Below are 21,352 nucleotides of genomic sequence, written 5' to 3'. Positions count from 1 at the left end.
TATACTTATGAATTCTTATATTCGAGAGCCAATTAATGGACTGACCCATCTCGCTGGTGCCATTCTTTCTTTCATTGGGTTGTTGGCTATGGTCATTAAGGCTTCAATGACAACCTCTTCTGCACTTGCTATTACTGCAGTAATCATTTTTGGAATTAGCATGATACTTCTTTATTCAGCTTCGGCAACCTATCATATGGTCATTGCTAAAGACAAAGTAATCGCCTTTCTAAGAAGGCTGGACCATTCTATGATTTTCATATTAATCGCAGGCTCGTATACACCATTTTGCCTGATCAGCTTAAACGGAGTAACAGGATGGTTATTATTTGGAATTGTTACTGCTGTTGCAGTCTCTGGCATATTATTTAAAATGATCTGGTTCAGCTGTCCAAGATGGCTTTCAACTGCACTTTATATCGCAATGGGATGGATTATTATATTCGCATTCTCGCCACTCTCCGAATCATTAAGTTTCCCTGGTTTGTTTTTATTAATTTTTGGTGGGGTTCTTTACACGATTGGCGCTGTCATTTATGCGATAAAACCTAAATTTTTGGAGTTTAAACATTTCGGCTTCCATGAAATCTTTCATATCTTCATCATGCTCGGCAGCCTCGCTCACTTTTTAAGTGTTTTCCTATACGTCATATAGAAAAAACCGTTCTGCGCAAATAAGCCAGAACGGTTCTTTTTTATTGCATATTAAATAGTGCGGCAAAGATTACTGCAAAGAACAATATAATTATGATGACAAGTACAATATAGAGTACAACAATAATCCATCCTAAAACTTTTCTGCCAGTAACTATTAAGTATATTCCAAGTCCTATTAACCCTAAAATAAAGCCGAGTATTCCCCATAATACAGGACTTTTATTATGCTTCGGCGCATCGATAACTAAATAAATAGTTACAGCTACACTAATCAGTAATCCCAATGAAAACTCCAATTTTTTCCCTCCTTTTATAGAATAAGTCCACAATTTAATATTATACTTTTTTTACCGAATTATTACATACGGTTTCTTTCCTACTCAATGTTTTAGTTCAAAATTCTTTTGATAAACTTTAATCCATTTTTCATCGTTGGGTATCGAAAGGGAAGATCAAACATGGTCGTTTGCTTTAAAATACTTTTTTCATGTGTAAATACATCAAAGCTCCCTTTCCCATGATACGCACCTATGCCACTCTCTCCCACTCCGCCAAATGGCAAGTATGGAGAGCTAAGGTGGTAAACGGTGTCATTAATACATCCCCCGCCAAATGAAATCTCATCCAATATTTTATTCTGTATCTTTTCGTTTTCTGAAAAAATATATAAAGCAAGCGGCTTCTGGCGGCTTTGAATTTCACTGATTATTTTCGGCAAGTGTTCGAAATCCAGCACAGGCAAAATCGGACCAAAGATTTCCTCCTGCATCACTTCATCTTCCCAGCAAATTGTATCTAATATCGTTGGCTCAATTGTCAGTTTCGTTTCATCATATTTCCCGCCGAGATATTGTTTACCATTATTTAAAAAGGAAACAAGACGCTTGAAATGTCTCTCACTCACAATTTTTGTGAATTGACCAGAATCAAAAACATTTTCACTATATAACTCATGAATAGCCTCTTTTAGCTCGCGCAAAAACTCCTTTTTCACACGACTGTGTACATATAGATAATCAGGCGCCACACATGTTTGCCCTGCATTCGTAAATTTCCCCCATGCAATTCTTTTTGCAGCTAATTTCAAGTTTGCATCCTCATGAACAATACAAGGACTTTTTCCTCCTAATTCAAGTGTAACTGGCGTTAAATTTTTTGCAGCTGCTTGCATAACAACCTTTCCAACAGCAACACTGCCTGTAAAAAAGATATTATCTACCTTTTCATTCAACAAAGCAGTGCTCACTTCCACACCTCCTTCGACAACAGAAATATACTCTTTAGGGAAATTTTCGCTGATTAGTTTAGCTAAAACTGCTGATGTATTCGGAGTTAATTCCGAAGGTTTCAAAATCACACAATTTCCCGCAGCAACTGCACCAGCAAGCGGAGCTATGGCTAATTGAAACGGATAATTCCACGGAGAGATCACAAGTGTAACACCATACGGTTCAGGATAAATATAGCTTTTTGAACCAAGTGTTGCCATCGAAGATTTCACCCTTCTTGGTTTTGCCCAAGCTTGCAAATGCTTAAGTGTAAATTTAATTTCTTCAAGTACAATCCCTATTTCTGTTAAATAACTATCAAACTCACTTTTATTTAAATCTTTCTTTAAAGCATTCATCAATTCTTGTTCATTTTTTCGAATAAGACTTTGCAGCATTTTCAAAGCTTCTATCCGAAAAGATAGCTCCTTCGTCTTCCCTTGTAAAAAAAAATCCCTTTGTTTTTCTATTAAGTCTCCGAACTTCTCCAATTAAGCAACCCCCGTTCACTTTATAAGTTAATTAAATTTTAGCATTTTCCTCCAGTGAAAGAAATTCGTCCATCACACATTACATAAGTTCATAAAATTGTGGAACACTTATGTTTGGGAGGGATAGAAAATGTTAGGTGATTTACTAAAAAAAGCTTTTTCCACAAATAAAAAGAATAATCCGTTTCAAGAGAAATCAAACACGGAAGAAATTCAAATAAAAGAACAAAAGATTCAAGCCGACCTAGAATATAACATGACAATATTTAAAAAACTCTATTCTTTCCCAGATAATAAGGATGTGAAGTTCCGAACGCTTCAAATTGGCGGATTGAATAAACAAGCCTGCCTTATTTCTATTTCAACCATAACTGATATAAAGCTTTTAGACGAATACACCATTCAACCATTACTAAAAAACGAAAAGCCCTCATCCAGAATTGAAAATTTACTAGCTACACAAGCTTTGTCAACTGTCGAATATAATAAGGAAGCAATCTATGAAATCAATAAAGGAAATGCCGTTTTATTTATTGATGGCTACACTATAGCTTTTAGCATCGCCGCCGCTAATTTTCAAGGCAGAGACGTTAGCAATGCCGATAATGAAATCGTTCTAAAAGGACCTAAAGAAGCATTTACTGAAAAAGCTGAATCCAATATCTCCCTAATTCGGAAGAGAATTAGAGATGAAAATCTGATAGTTGAATCAGCTGTTATATCTAAAAGGACAAATAATGAAGTCTTTATTGTATATATTAAGGATTTAGCAAATGAGCAGCTTCTTGACAACATCAAAAAAAGAGTGAATTCGTTAAATGTTGATTCTGTGCAAAATCTTGCTTTGCTTGAGCAGCACATTGAGGAGAGAAAACTTTCATTATTTCCCTCCATACTATATACAGAAAGACCGGATCGAGCTGCAGCTTTTATCGAAGACGGCTATATCGTCCTAATAATGGATAACTCACCGGATTCATTAGTATTGCCAGCAACCTTTTGGTCTTTCTTCCATATTTCTGAAGATCACTATTTAAGATATATATATGGAAACTTCACAAGAGGATTGCGTATGATTGCTATTTTCATTACATTGTTTAGTTCTTCCATATATGTTGGCATTACAAACTACCATACGGAGATGATACCTCCTGATTTATTGCTCGCGATATCAGCAACACGAGAGAAGGTGCCGTTTCCAGCTCTAATTGAAGTGCTTTTAATGGAATTTGCTTTTGGATTAATACGTGAAGGCGGGCTTCGTGTTCCAACCCCTATTGGACCTACAATTGGAATTGTCGGTGCGTTAATTTTGGGGCAGGCTGCCGTTCAGGCAAATATTGTTAGTCCTATCGTCGTTATTGTTGTCGCCTTAGCAGGAGTTTGCTCATTTTTAGTATCCGATATCAGCATGAACTTTGCAATTCGAATTATTCGATTCTTTTTTATCCTTTCGGCTGGTTTTTTCGGTTTCTATGGCATGACAGCAGTTTTTACAGCTGGACTATTTTATGTCGTATCAATAAAATCCTTTGGGGTACCATATTTATCTCCGATGACTCCAAAATACACCTCATCAAAAGACACCGTATTTAGAAGACTGCTGAAGAATGAAATATTTCGCCCTGGATACGTGAAGCCAAAGGATATGAAAAAGACATAGGAGAATGTGGATGGAAGATTCAAAGGGAAAAATCGGGATTAAAGAATTTATCGCGATCATTATTTTATCAATTGGAACGAAGCTTACAGACGATACAACAGTAATTTTGTACAAGCAAATAGAAAATGCAGCTTGGATGTCCCCTTTTGTGATTGGAGCACTTTCCATTATACCGATTTATCTTTTGATAAAAGTCTTGAATATTTACGAAAGTAAAAATTTAGCAGACGTGATTAATCATTTATTTGGACGATTTATTGGTTTTTTTATTTTAATGATTTTATGGCTTATTTTATTTTCAGCCCTCACAATTGATTCAGCTGTATACACAGATATTATATCCACCATGTATTTTGATAAAACACCTGCGATAATGATTTACGCGCTTTTAATGTTTGTTAGTGCGTTTGGTGCAAAAAAGGGTATTGAACATATCGGATCTGTTGCTTGGTCTGTAATTTTTTGGATAAAATTTTCACTGCTTGCTGCATTAATATTAACTCTTATGCAAGGAGAATATTTGTTTTTATTTCCTATTTTCGGAAATGGTGTTTGGGATATTGTGAAAGAGAGCTCTTATAGAACATCTATTAATGCCGACTTTCTTTACTTAGGTCTTATCTACCCATATTTGAAAAGCAAGAAGGACTTTAAAAAAGGAACATGGATTGCATTATTGTTTATAGTCACTGAGGTTTCCATTTCGTTAGCTGCTTTTGTGATGCTTTTTGATTATAAAGGCATTCAAATGATGGATTTTCCGTTTCATGAAACCATTCGATACATCCAAGTTGGTTTCTTAGAAAATATTGAAACTTTCTTCTTTCCATTTTGGCTTATTGCTTCTTTTATTCGCTTTTCCTTCTATTTATATATGGTAGCGATTTTATTTGGAAGTCTGTTTACGATTAAGAATTTTGAACATTTATTGCCTATAATTGCCACATTAGTTGTTTTCTTGGGGATCATTCCCGAAAATCCAACCTTTACTATATTCAATTTAAGGGAAAATTTACTTTTTATCACTACTCCCATTTTTATATTTCTTCCATGTTTATTATGGGCAGCTGCCAAATTTAAAGGAGATTTTAAACATGAAAAAACAAAAGCATCTAACTAAGATGATTTGTTTAATAATACTATTATTCTCACTTGGAGGATGCTGGGATAAGAAAGAAATCGAAAGAAATGCTTATGTGATAGCAATAGGATTAGACAAAGGGGAAAAAGCAAGGTTAAAAATAACTTATTTAATCGCAAACCCTGAATTTGGAACGATACAGCAAGGTGGTTCAACAAATGAACCCCCGGTAGAAATTATTAGTTTTGAGACGGATGATCTCGTTTCTCCATTATATAAAGCCAATACAGTTATAGCGAAGGAAATTTCTTATAATTTAATGAAAAATATTATTGTCAGTGAGAAACTTGCTAAGGATAAGGATTTTATCAGATGGATGTACGATACAACTAAAGAGAAAGATATTCGCAGAGATACTTTCCTCATTATTACAAAGGAAGACGCGAGTAAATTTATAATAGAAAATGAGCCGAAACTAGAAACAAGACCAAATAAATATTTTGATTTCATAATAAAATGCGGCATAGAAACCGCTAATATTCCTGACTCCACACTTCACCGCTATTTAAGAATTACTGAGGCGGATGCTGATTTATTCTTAGGAATATATGCTACAACCGAACAAGCTGATGAAAATCAAAACCATAAAGGGGATGAAATCTTTGCTGGACAGCTAAGTACGACAGGGAAAACAAATAAAACACAGTTCCTCGGGTCAACCGTTTTCAATGAGGGCAGAATGATTGGAAAACTTACAGCAGAAGAGACAAGGATTTCTCTCCTTTTGAATGTAGCCGAAAAGGCACCGCCTATGTTAATTACTTTCCCAGATCCATTCAAGGAAGAATATCGAATTGCTGCCAAAATAAGCCAATTAAAAGGTTCAAAGGTTGATTTAACTACTAAGAACGGAGCTTCTAAAATTGATGTTACCCTTCCCATTCATATGGATGTCTTAACAGATCATGCCATAGAAAACTATGCCCAAAACACTCAAAAAAGAAATGAACTCAAAAATTATCTGGAAGACAGATTTAAGAATAAAATGATGGAATTTGTTTCAAAAACACAAGAAGAATTTAAAGCGGAGCCATTTGGATGGTCATTAATCGCTAGAAAAAAATTTTCCAGCATTTCAGAATATAAGAGGTTTAATTGGATGGAGGCTTACCAGATCATGGAAGTGAATATTTCTGTAAATATAACATTTGGAGATTTTGGCAGACAAAGCAGATTGCCGAAGATTGAGAAAATAAGGGATTAAAATGAGGATACCTATATGGATTTTTTTAATAATTATCACACTTTATTCTATCGGATTTACAGTTACATTATGGAGGGATAAGAAGAAACTAGGATCCATTGCTGTATTTTCATTGGCTGCTGCAACAGTTGTAAGTGCTTTAATAGGCGTACTTAAATAAATTATTTGACTCCTCCCATAGATAAATGACCATATTTCTAGTAGAATAGACTTTATATTTAGTGACTCTAAATATTACTCACCACTCAGATGCATTTTTAATTGTTTCAGCAATTATTGCAACCTAATATATGGGAGGAAATATTTAATGAATCGTGATTCTCGTTCAGATGCTGCAGCAGCACAGCAGATAGAAACCGAGAAAATATGGACACGTGATTTTGTCCTTATCTGTTTGTCCAATTTTTTTATTTTTCTTGGGTTTCAAATGACATTGCCGACCATCCCGTTATTTGTTGAGGAACTTGGGGGAAATGATCAATTAATTGGGATTGTAGTAGGAATATTTACTTTTTCTGCCCTTCTTCTACGGCCATATGCAGGCCATGCACTTGAATCTAAAGGCAGAAGGTTTGTCTACCTGACTGGACTAGGAATTTTCGTCCTATCTGTCGGTTCATTTGGCTTTGTAAAAAGTTTAGTTTTCTTATTTATTATGAGAATCATTCAAGGTTTAGGATGGGGTTTTTCAACAACAGCTTCTGGTACAATTGCAACAGATTTAATACCTGCCAAAAGACGCGGGGAAGGAATGGGCTATTATGGGCTATCAGGGAACCTAGCTCTGGCATTTGGACCGACATTAGGACTTGCTTTAGTCGGAGTTGTGTCTTTCACCCAATTATTTTTAATCTGTGCGATTCTTGGACTCGCAGCATTTTTTTTATCCTCAACAATCCGATTTAAGAAAGCTGAACCACAAACAATTCAGCTAAAAAAATGGGATATTTACGAAAAAAGTGCCCTTCCGCCATCCATGCTCTTATTTTTTATCACAGTTACATTCGGAGGAATCGCATCATTTCTTCCTATCTATTCTGCACAGAAAGGAATCCCAGGTATTCAATGGTATTTCCTTCTCTATGCACTGGCCTTAATGGTTAGTCGAACCTTTGCGGGAAAACTGTATGATCAAAAAGGACATCAGGCTGTTTTCATTCCCGGAGCATTGTTAATTATAATTTCAATGATTCTTTTATCATGGCTGCCAAATAGTCTATTCCTATATATAGCTGCCATATTGTACGGTCTAGGATTTGGGACTGTTCAGCCTGCTTTACAAGCTTGGTCTGTTAAAGAGGCACCTGCCAACCGCAGAGGTATGGCGAATGCAACCTTCTTCTCCTTCTTCGATCTTGGTGTTGGAATCGGAGCGATCATGTTTGGACAAATTGCCCACTGGTTTGGATACAGTGCAATTTATACAGTTGCAGCTGGTTCTGTTCTTTGCTCAGTTATTCTTTATCTCGGAATACTTTCAAAAATTCGTAAAGTGCAAAGAGCATAAAATTATTTCATCTTCCTCCATTTCAATCAAAAATAGGAGGAAGATTTTTTTCGTTTGTTAACGCTTTCCTACTCAACGATCCCTGATTCAATAATATCCATGGTGACCTGTACTGATATTTTTATATCCGGATAAATATCATCCCATTTTTCCTTGTTCCATTCACGTGTTCGAGTACGAACCTCTTCACCTATACCTAGAGGGTCAATTTCTTTTTCTTGAAATTTTTTTATCATTTCTTCAGAATTCTTTTTTATATCCTCTTCCATCGCTTTTTCTAACTCATTTAACTTACTATCAGTTAATAATCCATTATTATATTCTCTTATCATTGACTTTAATTTTAATTTTATAATAATCTCTGAATTTGTCATTGGTTTTGGAATCTGATACTTTCTTTTTGAACGAATGTTAAAAACTGAAAATTTCGTCTTGTTTTCTAATTGAATGGCATGAGTATCATTTTCCCCTTTTCGGTTCAAGAGGATTTTTAAGTAGAAATAATTTTTCTCTTCAATTTGATCAACTAATTTATCCTCATCAAATAAACCGATCGCTTTAAGATTGATTTTCCCATCCTTTTGTTCAATAATAGGCAGCATCGGGTCTATCCCTTCTGCATAATACTTATATAAAAATTGATGCAAATTCGTTTTATGAATCAAGCCGGATTCAATATTTTGTTCGATAAGATTGGATAAGAAAATACCATTATCCATATTGCCATACTGTTTACTTAACAATTCTTTAGGACTTCCATCTACTACTGCAAGATAAACATTTGATCCTACAGATGGATCTCGCTGCAATGTGTCTAATAAATCTTTTATTCCCCTTTCTGCTGTTTTCCTTTCATATAAAGTTACTTCTATTTTCCCGCTGACCAAAGGTTTTTCTGACTGTAAACTATGTTTATCTCGAATTTCTTTACTTAAGATAGAAGATGCAACTAATGTTTCATTTTTCACAGATTTATCTGGCTGAAAATTCGGGAAAACAGCAGTAACCTCTATTTGATCTTCATCTATGTATTCATATCCAGCTGCTGTCGCCAATTGAATATCATCTAGCACTCTTTGTTTTATATTCATACATCCTGAGAGAAAAACGGTCATTCCAATGAAAAGTATTATTATTTTATGAACTTTTCTCAACCTTTCCCCTCCTTATTTTTGAAATAAAAAAGGATATTATCGTAAGAGAAGGCAAATAGATGAAGACTAAACATAACCCTAGATAGGACATAGAGTTATTTAACAAATCAATATTTTCTCTGCCTTCAACAGCTACAGTAGAGCAAAATAATATGCCTAAAATAACGACGGCAACTTTTTTCGGCTTTAATTTAAAAATTTTCTGGATTCCTTTCGTTGAAGCCCAAACAGAGAAACAAATATTAGGAAGAATAATCAAAACCCATGATGTAATTCCAATATATTCAAACCTTTCCACGAATGGCATCTCAACAATTTTCCACAAAGATAATGTGGCCCAAATTTGTTTGCTTACTTGTTTTTCACTAAAAAAACCGATTGTGATAATTAAAATAAAAAGATATATGACTGCTGTCAGCAAGTTCCCTAAATGTGCCCATTTTTGCGACTGTTTCGGGTGTTTTATATACGGATAATACATTAGCAAGGTTGAAAAACCCAAATAGGATAGAAACATATCTTTAGTAGATAATGCTATTTCCTTAATAGAATGATTCCAAATAGGCAGCAAATTTCTAAAATGCGCGAACTCAACAGGAAAAAAAAACGTAAAGAATAAATAAAATGGAATACAAACACCAAAAAAGCTTAAACCAGTAACGATCCGGAATCCCCCTACTACGCAATAATAAACTAGAATGATAAAAATTAGACAAAACATATAAGTATTGATTGTCGGAAACATCCATACTTCTACAATTTCAATATAGGTTCTCAAAGTAACAATTCCGATCATTAACCAATAGATAATCCAAATTAAACTTATGAGACTCCCAATCCATTTTCCAAATAGTTCTTTTTGGATTTCGATTATATCCTTTTGGTATCTGTTCAATAGAACATACATTAGCCAAATAACAATATTTACCATCAAACCTGCCGCCAGGACAACCATCCAAGAATCGTTTCCAGCGGATTTCATAATAAGCCGCTGGAATCCTAACACTCCAACACCTACTTGGACTGCATGAATGATAAAGAATACAAGAAAAGGTGATATTTGCAGTTCCTTCTTTTCCAATTACAACACCTGCTCCCTTTCTCAATTCCGTTATAAATCATTCTTTTCTTTTGCTTTTTTTGTATTAAACCTCATTGTATCCTCCGTTTGTTCATGTATGGGTCTCTTTGATTGCATGGAGAAAGGAAGCCGTATAAGAGAATCCTTTAAATCCTGGATTCTAAGCGGATAAAACGGCTCAAGAAACGGTCTCCCTAGGGAGGATAATCTTAATAAATGAATCAGGAGGAAACAAAAGCTTATTGCAACCCCTAGTAAACCAATATAGTGCGCCATCAGCAAAAATGGAAAACGAATAAGGCGTATCGTATTGCCCATCTGGTAAACAGGTGTAGTAAACGATGCCAGTGCTCCTAAAGCAACAATAATTAATAAAACATTACTTGTTAGACCCGCTTCTACTGATGCTGTCCCAATAACAATACCGCCAACGATACCAATTGTCTGTCCAACCTTTGTAGGAAGCCTTGCCCCTGCTTCTCTTAATAATTCTATTGTTAATTCTAGTACAAGCGCCTCCAATATCGGAGGCAATGGAATCGCACTTCTTGAAGTGATTAATGTACTTAACATATCTTTAGGAATTAATTCATAATGATAGGTAAGAACAGCAACATAAATAGGCGTGACTAAAATAGAAAATAAAACTGCAAAAAACCGGACGAGCCGGAAAAAAGAGGCAATTGTCCAATTTAAAAAATAATCCTCAAATGCAGAAAAAAATTCAAAAAAGGTCGTCGGTCCAATCAAGCCGTGAGGGGCGCCATCAACTAAGATCGCAACCTTTCCTTCCCCAAGCACAGAAGCAATCCGATCTGGCCTCTCTGTATCAATTAACTGTGGGAATGGCGAATTTTGATTATCCTGAATCAATTGTGTGAGATATGAACTGTCATTAATTTGATCTACTTGTAATTCTGATAATCTTTGAATAACTGTATTGACGTTTTCTTTATTCGCGATTCCTTCTATATAAAGAACCGAAACTCTTGTTTTTGATATTTTTCCAATTTGCAATTCCTTTATAATTAACTCACGTAATGGAAGTCTTTTTCTAACAAGGTTAATGTTCGTATCGAGTGCTTCTACAAATGCTTCCTTAGGACCTACAACACTAAACTCTACCTCTGGCAGTGTAACTTGACGTGTCCTTTCAACACTTGCCTTTGCAAGACCCATTTGCTGTAAGTTATTTGTATCAAAAATGATTACATGCCCTCTTAATAGCTGATCTTGAATTTTTGCTGGATCTTTTTCAAGAGCTACTTCTTCAATGGGAATGACATTAGGCAAGGAAGTAATGTCCTCTAATTCTTTTAAATAGGGCAAAATATCACGATGTAAGATTTCCGTATCAACTAAAGATGAATAATACCCTATACAAAGTGTTGATGACCTAGATGCATACGTAAATTGAGTAAATTCGTCAGATTCCGCTAACTGCTGTAACAATAATTGGAAAGAATGATCCTTGTCATACTCCTTTTCATTTCTGTCTATTTTCATTCTGTTTCTCCATATTCGCATCTAAAGATCACCCGTTTTGAAAATATATAAATGAGTACCTATTTTCATGCTTTACAAGAACCCTCTAAATTATACGCTATTGCTTTTCTTTCCTATTATCATGTCAGATAAATAGAAAAAGCTAACCCAATGATGATTGTTACGATCATTTTGGATTAGCTTTTCAAACTTTTCACATTGATTTCACTTGCTGCTTTAAGATTTTTCCACTAGCATTTCGCGGAAGTTCTTTCACAAAAGCATATTGACGAGGTCTCTTATAATCTGCTAAGTAGGGAGAAACAAATTCACGTAATTCTTCATCTGTCACGATCTCTTTTGCTACAATCACGGCTTTTACAGTTTCCCCCCATTCCTCATTTGGCAGTCCAATCACACAGGACTCTAGTACTTTTGGATGCTTTGCTAGCACTTCTTCAATTTCTCTTGGATAAATATTAATTCCACCCGAGATGATCACATCCTTTTTACGATCAACAATATAGATATACCCATCTTCATCCCGATAAGCAATATCTCCTGTATAGATCCAGCCGTCCCTTATCGCTGCTGCAGTTTCTTCAGGGTTATGATCATATTCGAGCATGATACTATCACCCGTAAGCAGCACTTCTCCAAATTCATTCGGTGCCGTATCAGAGCCATCTGAACGAACAACCCGAATTTCCATCGTAACAGTTGGATTCTTTCCGATGCTTCCCGCCTTTTTTAAATGCTCATATGGACGCAATAGGATTCCATTTGGCCCCGCCTCAGTTAATCCATAAACTTGATAAAAGTTTTCGTTCTTAAAGGCAGATTTAACCCTTTCATAAGAAGCGAGTGCTAATGGTCCGCCTCCATACGCAAATGCACGTATGCTTGATAGATCATATGTATCGAGTTCTGGATCCTTTGAAGATAATAAATAGGCCACAGGAGCAGCAAATGAAAAAGTTGGCTTTTCTTCATGTATCCATTGCAGGAATTTCTTCGGGGTAAATTCACCAATCACGTGGGAAGCACCGCAATAAAGTCCGCTGAGGAAAAATGTATTAATCGGTGCAGAGTGTGTCAATGGCATCAGTGTCAGCATTTTGTCTTCATTAGAAAGTCCAAATTCAATGACAACAGTTGCTGCTAAGGCGATCATACGATCATGATCGAAAACGACGCCCTTTGGAATTCCTGTGGTTCCAGAAGTAAATAATATTTCACTAATATCAGTAGACTGAATGAATACATTTAAATTATCACCACAGTAGATCGTGGCAGATTCAACTGCTTCTTGAATAGAAATTTGGTGGGTTAATCCATATAGATCAGAAATTGCAGCAACAGTACCTTTGACTTCTGTTTCATAGAATACACCTGCAGCCTTTGAGTTTTGCAGAATCACAACTAGTTCCGAGGGAGTCAAACGAATATTAATTGGCATTGGAATCGCACCAATTTTCATGAGAGAAAAATAGGCAAAAAAGAAGTTTTCATTATTTCGTGCCATAATGGCTATCCGTTCTCCTTGCTTTACTCCTTTTTCTTGGAGAAGTCTAGCTACCTGATTGCAGATTCGATTCATTTCAACATATGTTAAACGGTTGGTGGATGTAATAAATGCTTCCTTGTCCGGATATTTTCTTGCATTTCTTTCTATAACCCCATGAATCGTTATACCCATTCCTCCCAGCTCCTTCATCCTTTTTTATCTATATATTTTTCCTTATGTGCCAATATGTCTGCCTTCAGCATTTCCAGCTGCACGATTTGTTCTTCAATTTCTTCTAGCTTTCGATCAGCAAATTCAATGATTCTCTTTTTCTCCACCTCCCCCTCAGGGTTAGACTCATAGAGATCAATCATTTCTTTTATCTCCTGCAAGCTAAAGCCAAGCTTTTTTCCACGAAGAATCAGTTTCAATCTGCGCCGCTCGTGATTTGTATAAGTTCTTTGCTTCGTTAAACTTTCACGATTTTCTGAAGAAAGCAAGCCAACTTCCTCATAATAACGAATCGTTCTTGAACTTATATCAAACATGGCTGCTAACTCACTTATAGAAAAAAGGTGTTCTTGTGTCATGAATTCATCCCCTTAGTTGACGTTAACGTATACTTAGCTTTATAATAATTCTGAATATTAGTATTTGTCAAACAAAATAAAAAAGGAGTGATTATAATGACAGCCATTTCACACGTTCTTGAACAGACAGGCATGAACCCTTATACATTTGATGAATTTATATCAAAGCGTGAAAACTTAGACTGGTACAAAGATGACCCATTTTTACAAAAGGCAGTTAAACAATTTACTGGAAAGAATTTTGATCAAATCCACGAAAATATACTTTCCCTCTCTTCAATTGTTTCTACAAAATGGAAGCGATTAGCAGAGGCTGTTGCCCGTCCAGAGGTTCGTCCTTATATGCTTCATTATGATGCATATAACCATCGGATTGACAGAATTGTCCGTCCCTATGAAGCGCATCTTTTAGAACAAGGCGTTTTCGGTGAAGGGTTATTTTCCAGTAAAATAAATCCTTGGGAAAGCTTCACTAAGCGTTTGATTATTCATCAGCTTGGAGAAGCTGGCGTCACATGTCCATTAACATGTACACATGGACTTGTCGCACTATTAGACCAATTTCCAAATCCTGAAGTAAAAGAGCTGCAAGAGATATTGCAGCATACAAAAGAAGGGATAAATGGAGAATTTGCCATCGGGGCACAATTTATGTCAGAGATTCAAGGCGGATCCGATCTGCCAGCAAATATGCTTGAAGCTATCCATGATGGCAAGAGTTATCGCCTATATGGGAATAAGTTCTTCTGTTCAGCTGCTCATGCTGATTATGCCGTTGTTACAGCAAAAATTGAAGGATCTGACAAAGTCTCTACTTTTATTGTCCCTGCTTGGCTGCCTGGAAACAAAGAGAAAGAAATTAGAAATGGCTATCACATCAATCGAATTAAATGGAAGCTTGGAACAGCTGAATTACCGACTGCGGAAATTCAATACAATGGGGCACTCGCCTATCCGATTGCTCCGGCAAATAAGGGAATTGCCGTTGCGGTTGGAATCGTACTTACTTTATCAAGGCTAGAAATCGGTATTGCTTGTGCCGCATTCATGCTCCGTGCATCACGTGAAGCACATCTATATGCTGATTTCCGAACTGTTTTTGGCAAAAAAGTGAAGGACTTCCCTCTCTCTGCCAGCAAATTGAGAAAAATAGAACATGCAGCCAAGCGGACGACAGCAGGAGCATTTAAAATCTATGACCTTTTCTTATCACTTGAACAGCCATTAAACCCTGGCATCTCAACAGATGTTCCGCTTGAGCTGCGAAAGCAATTATTCAATTTAAGAGAGTTAATATTGCTTCAAAAAATATGTACAACAAATGAAGGTGCTGATGTTTTGCGGGAGGCAATATCTGTCTTTGCTGGGCACGGGGTAATGGAGGAATTTTCATCATTGCCGCGAATATTCAGAGACGTTGTTGTAAATGAACAATGGGAAGGACCTCGAAATCTTCTGTTGACTCAAATCTTCCGTGATATTCAAAAAGTATCGGATTGGTATTCTCCTGCTGAATTTGTTGCGAGTATTTTAAATGGTGCATCAGAGGAGAAGAAAAAGAATTTTAGCATACAGCTGAAAGAAATATTACAAAGACCTGTACTAGGTGAGGTTAATGACGATTCGATTGACGCAGCCATAGAATGGGATGAATTTTGCACTGCTATTTTCAGGGAATATCAGGAAATAGCTTTAAAGGAGCTTGAATAAACGAGAATGAGGAAGCCGTCCATCTTAAATAGCAATTACTTAAAATGGACGGCTTTATTATTTATGAAATTGAAATTGGCGGCAGGGTATGGCCAATTTCAAGCAAACTCTTTAAATTACTTAATATTGCAGGCCATCCATTGTTAAATCCTTCAAACGTATCTTCCTGCTCCACCATATCAGACCGAATTAGATTTTCATGCTTCAAGGTTAGTTTTACAATACTATCCATTTGTACTAATTTAAACGTCACAATAGTCGGCTCGTCGCGGATGGCTTTATTATTTACATGCGTCCATGTAAATGATAGCATGTGCTCTGGCTCATATATAAGGATTGTTCCATAGTCACAAACTGCCCCATTTCTGGAATAGGTCACCTCAGACCCCTCTTGCCATTTAGATTCAATCTTGCTGCCGAAGAAATACTTCTCCGTAATTTCTCCTTCTGTTAGAGCACGCCAAAGGTTTTCTGGTGTTGTTGCAATATAAGTCACATAAACAAATGATGGGTTAGTCATGTGTACCCTCCTCATTAATACCTCATTTTTCTTTATGCTTTAACCATTCATTTTTTGTAAGTTTGTAATGATGATATTTTTGATTATCTATTACAACATCTGTTATATAATGAAAACCGCATTTTTGCAGGACTTTATTTGAACTTATATTTTCTATTAGAGCAACCGCATTTAGAACTTCAAGATTCGTGTGTTCAAACAAATATTTCATCAGCCCTCTCGCAGCCATTGTTGAATAGCCTTTATTTCTATAATCCTTTGAAATCGCATATCCAATTTCCCTGTTTGGAGCAAGTAATTCATCCTTTATTCCTGTATTGCAAAAGCCAATAAATTGACCAGTTTCTTTTAATATTATTCCTAAGTTCAGATAATTTTGTCCTTCAATATTAGGAATGGCAGCTAAAAACTCCTTGTTGGAAGGAATTTCGTACTTCTCCATCCAAATGAGCCGCTGTTCCCTAGTTGCATTGCTATTCGGGATAAATTCATACACTTCAGGTTGTGAAGTCACTTCATATAGTGCATCTACATCTTCTAATTGATATTCTCGAAGGAGAATATCTCCACAGTCTATTGTTAAGATTTCTTTCATGTTGCTTTCAGCTCCTGCATCATAAATTCCCTTTTAAATTCAACTTACTTATCAATATTTCCTGCTTGATCGATATAATTTAAATGTGCATACTTTTTAATTATCCTATTGACTCATGATTTTATGAATGCTATATTTTATTTATTCTAAAAAAAGGTGTGGGGATTTATGTCGGGTGTAGGTATCAACTAACTTAGTTGAATAAGGTTTTTAATAGCTGGTTTACCCAGTTTATTAAGTATGCCTTTTTTCACAATGTGTATCATTGTGAATACCTACCTAAAGACTGCTTCCTTTTCCATATATTCGTGTAACATATAAGCATGTTATGACGAAAAGCATGGCGGGATTTGTCCTGTCATGCTTTTATTCTTCATTCCTCTTATTGTTGACGATATTTATGCTTTGTTTCGAACAAAGCAGATGCCCGCAGGAGCTTTCTATTCAAAAAACGGATGTTTTTACCGTTATTTGGAAAGGTAGGAGCGTTTTTGCGGGCATTTTTTTATCGAAAAACAATACAATGGAGGCAAACATGAACACAATGACTTTTGAAAAATTACAATATCACGAGCTTAAAGAAATCGTGAAAACTTATTGTATTAGCAGTCTTGGTAAGGAGCTGCTTGATAAACTTCTTCCAAGTACAAACATTAAAGTTGTAAGAAACCGTTTAAATGAGACAACAGAGGCTCGGAATTTATTGAATGCTGAAAACCATATTCCATTAAAGGGGATTACAAATATCGGCAATCACATCGAAAAGCTTGAAAAAGGCATGATGCTAAGTCCTTCAGAACTTATTGCAACTTCAGATTTTTTAAGAGGCTGCAGAAATATTAAGAAATTTATGGCAGATAAAGAGTTTTTCGCTCCCATATTATACTCTTATGCACACTCCATGACGGAGTTCAGAGGGATTGAAGATGATATTAATTTCTCGATTAAAGGAAATAGAGTGGATTCCGAAGCAAGTAAAGAGTTAAAACGGATTCGCAATCATATAACAAAGACAGAAGAAAAAATTGAAGATCGTTTAAATAAATTTTTAAGAAGCAGTGCCAACAAAGAATGTATTCAAGAGTTTTTTATTAGCAAAAAAGATGACCGCTTTACAATTCCAATTAAAGCTTCGTATAAAAACAAAGTGGCTGGATCGATAGTTGAAGTGTCTTCGAAAGGATCCACAGTGTTTATCGAACCGGCAGCCGTTGCAAAGTTAAATGCAGAATTAGCTGTTCTTAAAGCCGAGGAAGCTATCGAGGAATATCAAATTTTAGCCACTCTTTCAGGAATAATCCTTGAACAACTAAGAGCGATCAAGATTAATATTGAACTAATAAGCCAATACGATATGATCTTTGCAAAAGCAAAGTTTAGTAAAAGCATCGATGGCATAGAACCAAAATTGAATAATCATGGATATATCAAATTGGTAAAGTGCAAGCATCCCCTTTTACGAGGGATGATTGTGCCTCTAGATTTTGAAATAGGAAAAGAATATCGCAGTTTAATCATTACTGGTCCTAATGCAGGCGGAAAAACGATCGTTCTGAAAACAATTGGGATCTTGTCACTAGCAGTCATGTCAGGGTTTCACATTGCTGGTAAACAAGGAACAGAGCTTTCCGTGTTTGAACATATTTACGTTGATATCGGTGATAATCAAAGCATTGAAAATTCACTCAGCACTTTTTCATCACATATGAAAAACCTTTCAGAAATTTTGAACGCATCAAATAATCATACACTGCTGCTCTTCGATGAAATTGGAAGTGGAACAGAACCAAATGAAGGTGCTTCTTTAGCTATCGCCATTCTTGAGGAATTTTACAAAAAAGGTTGTATTACCGTTGCGACCACACATTACGGAGAGATTAAACGATATTCAGAAATTCACAGCGATTTCATGAATGCCGCTATGCAATTCAATAGTGATACATTAGAACCATTGTATAAGCTTTTAATTGGGAAGTCTGGAGATAGCAATGCACTTTGGATAGCGAGGAAAATGAATATACCTGAACACATTTTACAAAAGACTCAGCAATACATTGACAATAAAACATACGATTTAGAACGAGTAAGAGATAGTAAAATACGTAAAGCTAAGGAAGAAACCTTTGAAGAGGCAGCCGATTATGATTTCGAAGTTGGAGATAAAGTAAAGCTAAAGGAATTTGATGATTTTGGGATCGTATACAAAAAGAAAGATTCGTTTAATAATGTAGCTGTCCTTTATAACGAAGCATTTCTAGAAGTAAATGCAAAAAGACTGGAGCTTGATATTAAAGCAAGCGAATTATACCCTGATGGATACGATATGCATTCATTATTTGTCAGTTATGAAGAGCGGAAATTCCAGCGAGATATTGAAAGAGGCTCCAAAAAAGCATTGAAAAAAGTAAGTGCTGAGATAAAGAAGCGAAAAAACGATAAATAATAGGCACTCCGCTTTTACACACTGTATATATAGTGACCAGTATTTCCTTTTACTGTTAATACTGGTCACTAAACATATTTTTAGCACCCTCTATTCCCTATTTATGTAACTTTCGGTCTCCTTTTTACTTTTTCGAAATCACTTATTCCTTTTATTGTAGAATCAAGGTCCTTATAGTTTATTACGAAACCCATCTTCCATTAATTTTCTTTTTCATCCTATTTTGTTTACATAATATTATTATTGTCCTAAATATGAAGAAAACATGGATTCTACCACTAACCCGTTTCTGCCTTTTGTTGTTACAGCTTGCGAGAGCGAATTTAAAATCGCTTCCTCTGTTGCTTCAGCAGCACCGGCAAATAGCTGGTTCATTAATGGATGATCCTCTCTAATATGTGTTGTTGTTTGAAGAAGGGTTTCGCTATTGTGTGGAATTATTGTAGCAGTTGAAAAGGCAATAACGATATCCCCGCTGCCATGGCTAAAATGACTGCCTGTTCTGCCTAAACCAATGCCGCATCGTTTGGCGACACGTAACAGCTGTCTGTCACTTAACGGGGCATCTGTTGCTAGAACCATAATGATGGATCCATCTGATGTTTCATCGATCTCTTTCCTGACATCTTTAATCCCAGGATACTTTTCAAATGGAAACTCGATCTTTCCGCCAAAATTACTAAGCACCATACAGCCGATTGTATATTTTTGTTTGTCCTCCTCAACCACTCTAGACGAGGAACCAATTCCCCCTTTATACCCAAAACAAACCATGCCTTTCCCTGCACCGACTGCCCCCTCCAAAGAGATATCCGCTGTTGCAGTCTGTATCGCTTCAATCGCATGGTTCGGCTTTACAGGAAATTCCCTAATTGAATTTAACTGACCATCGTTGCACTCGCCAACAACAATATTAATTGTACCTGTAGTATCTCCGATCTCAGGGTTTTCCCGAAGCATATACTCAAGAGTCCCCTGCGTGACTGCAGGAACTCCAAATGTATTTGTTAGCATAATAGGTGATTCAAGCACACCTAACTCGTTTACTTGAACGAGACCAGTTGTTTTTCCAAATCCATTTAATATATAGCTTGCTGCCGTTACCTTTTCTTTGAAAAGATTTCCTCCATGAGGCAAAATTGACGTCACACCAGTGCATGCATATTCTCCTTCATCCAAAGAATAATCCAATGTCACATGTCCAACTTTTACTCCTTTTACATCCGTAATGCAATTCTTTTTTCCCGGTAAAAGGGTTCCAATTGTTATCCCACGATTTTTTATTTTCACACGTATTTCCTCCTTTCATTCATCTCAATTGCCTACATCGCTTGCTTTTCTTTGACCATATTTATTCGGTTAAAATGACGGTTCATCATCAATCCATAAATTGAAGCTAATACTTGCTGAAAAAGCATTCCAATTACGACTGGAACTGCAACCTGAGGAGGAAAGTAGGAAACAGCAATAACTGCCCCTGCACTTATATTCCTCATTCCACCGGTAAAGGTTAGGGCAATGATTGTCTCTTTATCACACTTACACCATTTCCCTATGAAAAAGGAAAATAAATAGCCGGTAAATGCAATGCAAAAAACAGTTATAGTAATAATGACTAATTTAATATTTATTTCTTGTAAATACGGAGCAACTACTGCCCCATTTAACATAACAACCAAGCCCATGCCAATCTTTGAAAACGGGGCTAAACGGGAGCTCCATACTTCCTTTGCCTTCCCCTTTGACCATTGATTCAAAAACATCCCAAGAAGTGATGGAAGTACAATCATGCCAATTAATCCTTTCATCATGCTGAATACATCCATTTCTACTTTTTCACCGACTAGGATGGATAAAGTAAATGGCACAATAAATGGAGATAGGAATGTATCAATTAAAATGATTGCTAGAGTAAAAGGAATATTTCCTCGGTAAATTGATACCCATATAAAGCTTGATATTCCAGTAGGAATTGCCATTGCTAAAATTAAACCGGTAATCGTAAATAAATCCCCGCTAAATACAATATGCCCTACTCCCCAAGCCCAGGCAGGCATTAATATATGTAAAATAAATAGAACTAAGAACAAAGAAAATGGATGATTCAAAGTTTGTTTCAGTGAGGAAAAATTGGAACTAAGACTGCCTGCAAATGTCATGAATGCAAAAATCCATGGGATAAAAAAAGAATAGTCTTTAAGAAAGCCAGCTAGTAATACACCTAGTACAACTCTAGTTGGCGTGATTAACGGCATCATTTTTTCTAGTTGTTTGTTTAATTTTTGTAACAAGATCTATTCTCCTCATCAAATTATTAGAAGAAAACGATTTTTCCT

19 protein-coding genes are annotated in these 21,352 nt (G+C 36.0%); 8 read left to right on the top strand and 11 right to left on the bottom strand.

Annotated features, from left to right (window positions below; all coding sequences use genetic code 11):
• Window positions 1-7: 7 nt before the first annotated feature.
• Complete coding sequence (gene trhA, locus C1726_RS22755; protein ID WP_102275246.1) at window positions 8-655, top strand: PAQR family membrane homeostasis protein TrhA; 648 nt, start codon at window positions 8-10, stop codon at window positions 653-655.
• A gap of 40 nt (window positions 656-695) precedes the next feature.
• On the opposite strand, the gene C1726_RS22750 is transcribed toward trhA, so the two are convergent.
• Together C1726_RS22750 and C1726_RS22745 are read right to left on the bottom strand one after the other, a co-directional pair.
• Window positions 696-953, bottom strand: coding sequence for a hypothetical protein (locus C1726_RS22750; protein ID WP_102275245.1), 258 nt, complete (start codon window positions 951-953; stop codon window positions 696-698).
• Window positions 954-1,045: 92 nt separating this feature from the next.
• Window positions 1,046-2,416 (bottom strand): aldehyde dehydrogenase, encoded by a 1,371-nt coding sequence (locus C1726_RS22745; protein WP_102275244.1) that lies wholly within the window; start codon window positions 2,414-2,416, stop codon window positions 1,046-1,048.
• 130 nt (window positions 2,417-2,546) lie between these two features.
• On the opposite strand from C1726_RS22745, the gene C1726_RS22740 reads away from it, so the two are divergent.
• The 5 genes from C1726_RS22740 (at window position 2,547) to C1726_RS22725 (ending at window position 7,931) form a co-directional block, all read left to right on the top strand.
• Window positions 2,547-4,079 (top strand): spore germination protein, encoded by a 1,533-nt coding sequence (locus C1726_RS22740; RefSeq protein ID WP_102275243.1) that lies wholly within the window; start codon window positions 2,547-2,549, stop codon window positions 4,077-4,079.
• 10 nt (window positions 4,080-4,089) lie between these two features.
• Window positions 4,090-5,199, top strand: coding sequence for a GerAB/ArcD/ProY family transporter (locus C1726_RS22735; protein WP_180968276.1), 1,110 nt, complete (start codon window positions 4,090-4,092; stop codon window positions 5,197-5,199).
• Window positions 5,174-6,424, top strand: coding sequence for a Ger(x)C family spore germination protein (locus C1726_RS22730; RefSeq protein WP_102275241.1), 1,251 nt, complete (start codon window positions 5,174-5,176; stop codon window positions 6,422-6,424). Before C1726_RS22735 ends, C1726_RS22730 begins: the two co-directional genes overlap by 26 nt.
• Window position 6,425: 1 nt before the next feature.
• Window positions 6,426-6,584, top strand: coding sequence for a hypothetical protein (locus C1726_RS26360; RefSeq protein ID WP_180968275.1), 159 nt, complete (start codon window positions 6,426-6,428; stop codon window positions 6,582-6,584).
• Window positions 6,585-6,731: 147 nt separating this feature from the next.
• Window positions 6,732-7,931 carry an MFS transporter gene (locus C1726_RS22725; RefSeq protein WP_102275240.1) on the top strand — a complete coding sequence of 400 codons (1,200 nt, stop codon included), beginning with the start codon at window positions 6,732-6,734 and terminating at the stop codon, window positions 7,929-7,931.
• Between the two features lie 68 nt (window positions 7,932-7,999).
• Here the strand turns inward: C1726_RS22725 and C1726_RS22720 are convergent, their stop codons facing one another.
• The 5 genes from C1726_RS22720 to C1726_RS22700 all read right to left on the bottom strand — a co-directional run bounded on the left by C1726_RS22720 (window position 8,000) and on the right by C1726_RS22700 (window position 13,748).
• Complete coding sequence (locus tag C1726_RS22720) at window positions 8,000-9,085, bottom strand: Ger(x)C family spore germination protein (protein ID WP_102275239.1); 1,086 nt, start codon at window positions 9,083-9,085, stop codon at window positions 8,000-8,002.
• Entirely contained in the window at window positions 9,069-10,166 is a 1,098-nt protein-coding gene (locus C1726_RS22715; protein WP_102275238.1) for a GerAB/ArcD/ProY family transporter, read from the bottom strand. Before C1726_RS22715 ends, C1726_RS22720 begins: the two co-directional genes overlap by 17 nt.
• A 30-nt stretch (window positions 10,167-10,196) precedes the next feature.
• Window positions 10,197-11,672 (bottom strand): spore germination protein, encoded by a 1,476-nt coding sequence (locus tag C1726_RS22710; RefSeq protein ID WP_235822827.1) that lies wholly within the window; start codon window positions 11,670-11,672, stop codon window positions 10,197-10,199.
• Between the two features lie 193 nt (window positions 11,673-11,865).
• Complete coding sequence (locus C1726_RS22705) at window positions 11,866-13,350, bottom strand: class I adenylate-forming enzyme family protein (protein ID WP_102275236.1); 1,485 nt, start codon at window positions 13,348-13,350, stop codon at window positions 11,866-11,868.
• Between the two features lie 14 nt (window positions 13,351-13,364).
• On the bottom strand, window positions 13,365-13,748 hold the full coding sequence (locus tag C1726_RS22700) for a MerR family DNA-binding protein (RefSeq protein WP_102275235.1): 384 nt from the start codon (window positions 13,746-13,748) through the stop codon (window positions 13,365-13,367).
• 96 nt (window positions 13,749-13,844) lie between these two features.
• Here C1726_RS22700 and C1726_RS22695 point away from each other — a divergent pair, with 96 nt between their 5' ends.
• Window positions 13,845-15,458 (top strand): acyl-CoA dehydrogenase family protein, encoded by a 1,614-nt coding sequence (locus tag C1726_RS22695; protein WP_102275234.1) that lies wholly within the window; start codon window positions 13,845-13,847, stop codon window positions 15,456-15,458.
• Window positions 15,459-15,519: 61 nt separating this feature from the next.
• On the opposite strand, the gene C1726_RS22690 is transcribed toward C1726_RS22695, so the two are convergent.
• Both C1726_RS22690 and C1726_RS22685 read right to left on the bottom strand, forming a co-directional pair.
• Window positions 15,520-15,978, bottom strand: a complete 459-nt coding sequence (locus C1726_RS22690) for an SRPBCC family protein (RefSeq protein ID WP_102275233.1) — start codon at window positions 15,976-15,978, stop codon at window positions 15,520-15,522.
• A 22-nt stretch (window positions 15,979-16,000) separates the two neighbouring features.
• Window positions 16,001-16,573 carry a GNAT family N-acetyltransferase gene (locus tag C1726_RS22685; RefSeq protein WP_102275232.1) on the bottom strand — a complete coding sequence of 191 codons (573 nt, stop codon included), beginning with the start codon at window positions 16,571-16,573 and terminating at the stop codon, window positions 16,001-16,003.
• Window positions 16,574-17,108: 535 nt separating this feature from the next.
• On the opposite strand from C1726_RS22685, the gene C1726_RS22680 reads away from it, so the two are divergent.
• Window positions 17,109-19,016 (top strand): endonuclease MutS2, encoded by a 1,908-nt coding sequence (locus C1726_RS22680; protein WP_102275231.1) that lies wholly within the window; start codon window positions 17,109-17,111, stop codon window positions 19,014-19,016.
• 240 nt (window positions 19,017-19,256) lie between these two features.
• Here C1726_RS22680 and C1726_RS22675 read toward each other — a convergent pair whose 3' ends face one another.
• Complete coding sequence (locus C1726_RS22675; RefSeq protein WP_180968324.1) at window positions 19,257-20,312, bottom strand: DmpA family aminopeptidase; 1,056 nt, start codon at window positions 20,310-20,312, stop codon at window positions 19,257-19,259.
• 26 nt (window positions 20,313-20,338) lie between these two features.
• Window positions 20,339-21,307: a bile acid:sodium symporter family protein gene (locus tag C1726_RS22670; protein WP_102275229.1), complete on the bottom strand. Its 969-nt coding sequence runs from the start codon at window positions 21,305-21,307 to the stop codon at window positions 20,339-20,341.
• Window positions 21,308-21,352: the final 45 nt, after the last annotated feature.

Origin of the sequence: Cytobacillus massiliigabonensis, assembly GCF_900199725.1 — a bacterium.
GTDB classification, from domain to species: domain Bacteria; phylum Bacillota; class Bacilli; order Bacillales; family Cytobacillaceae; genus Cytobacillus; species Cytobacillus massiliigabonensis.
Note: the sequence above shows the minus strand (reverse complement) of the source record. Positions and strands in the feature narration are given on the sequence as shown.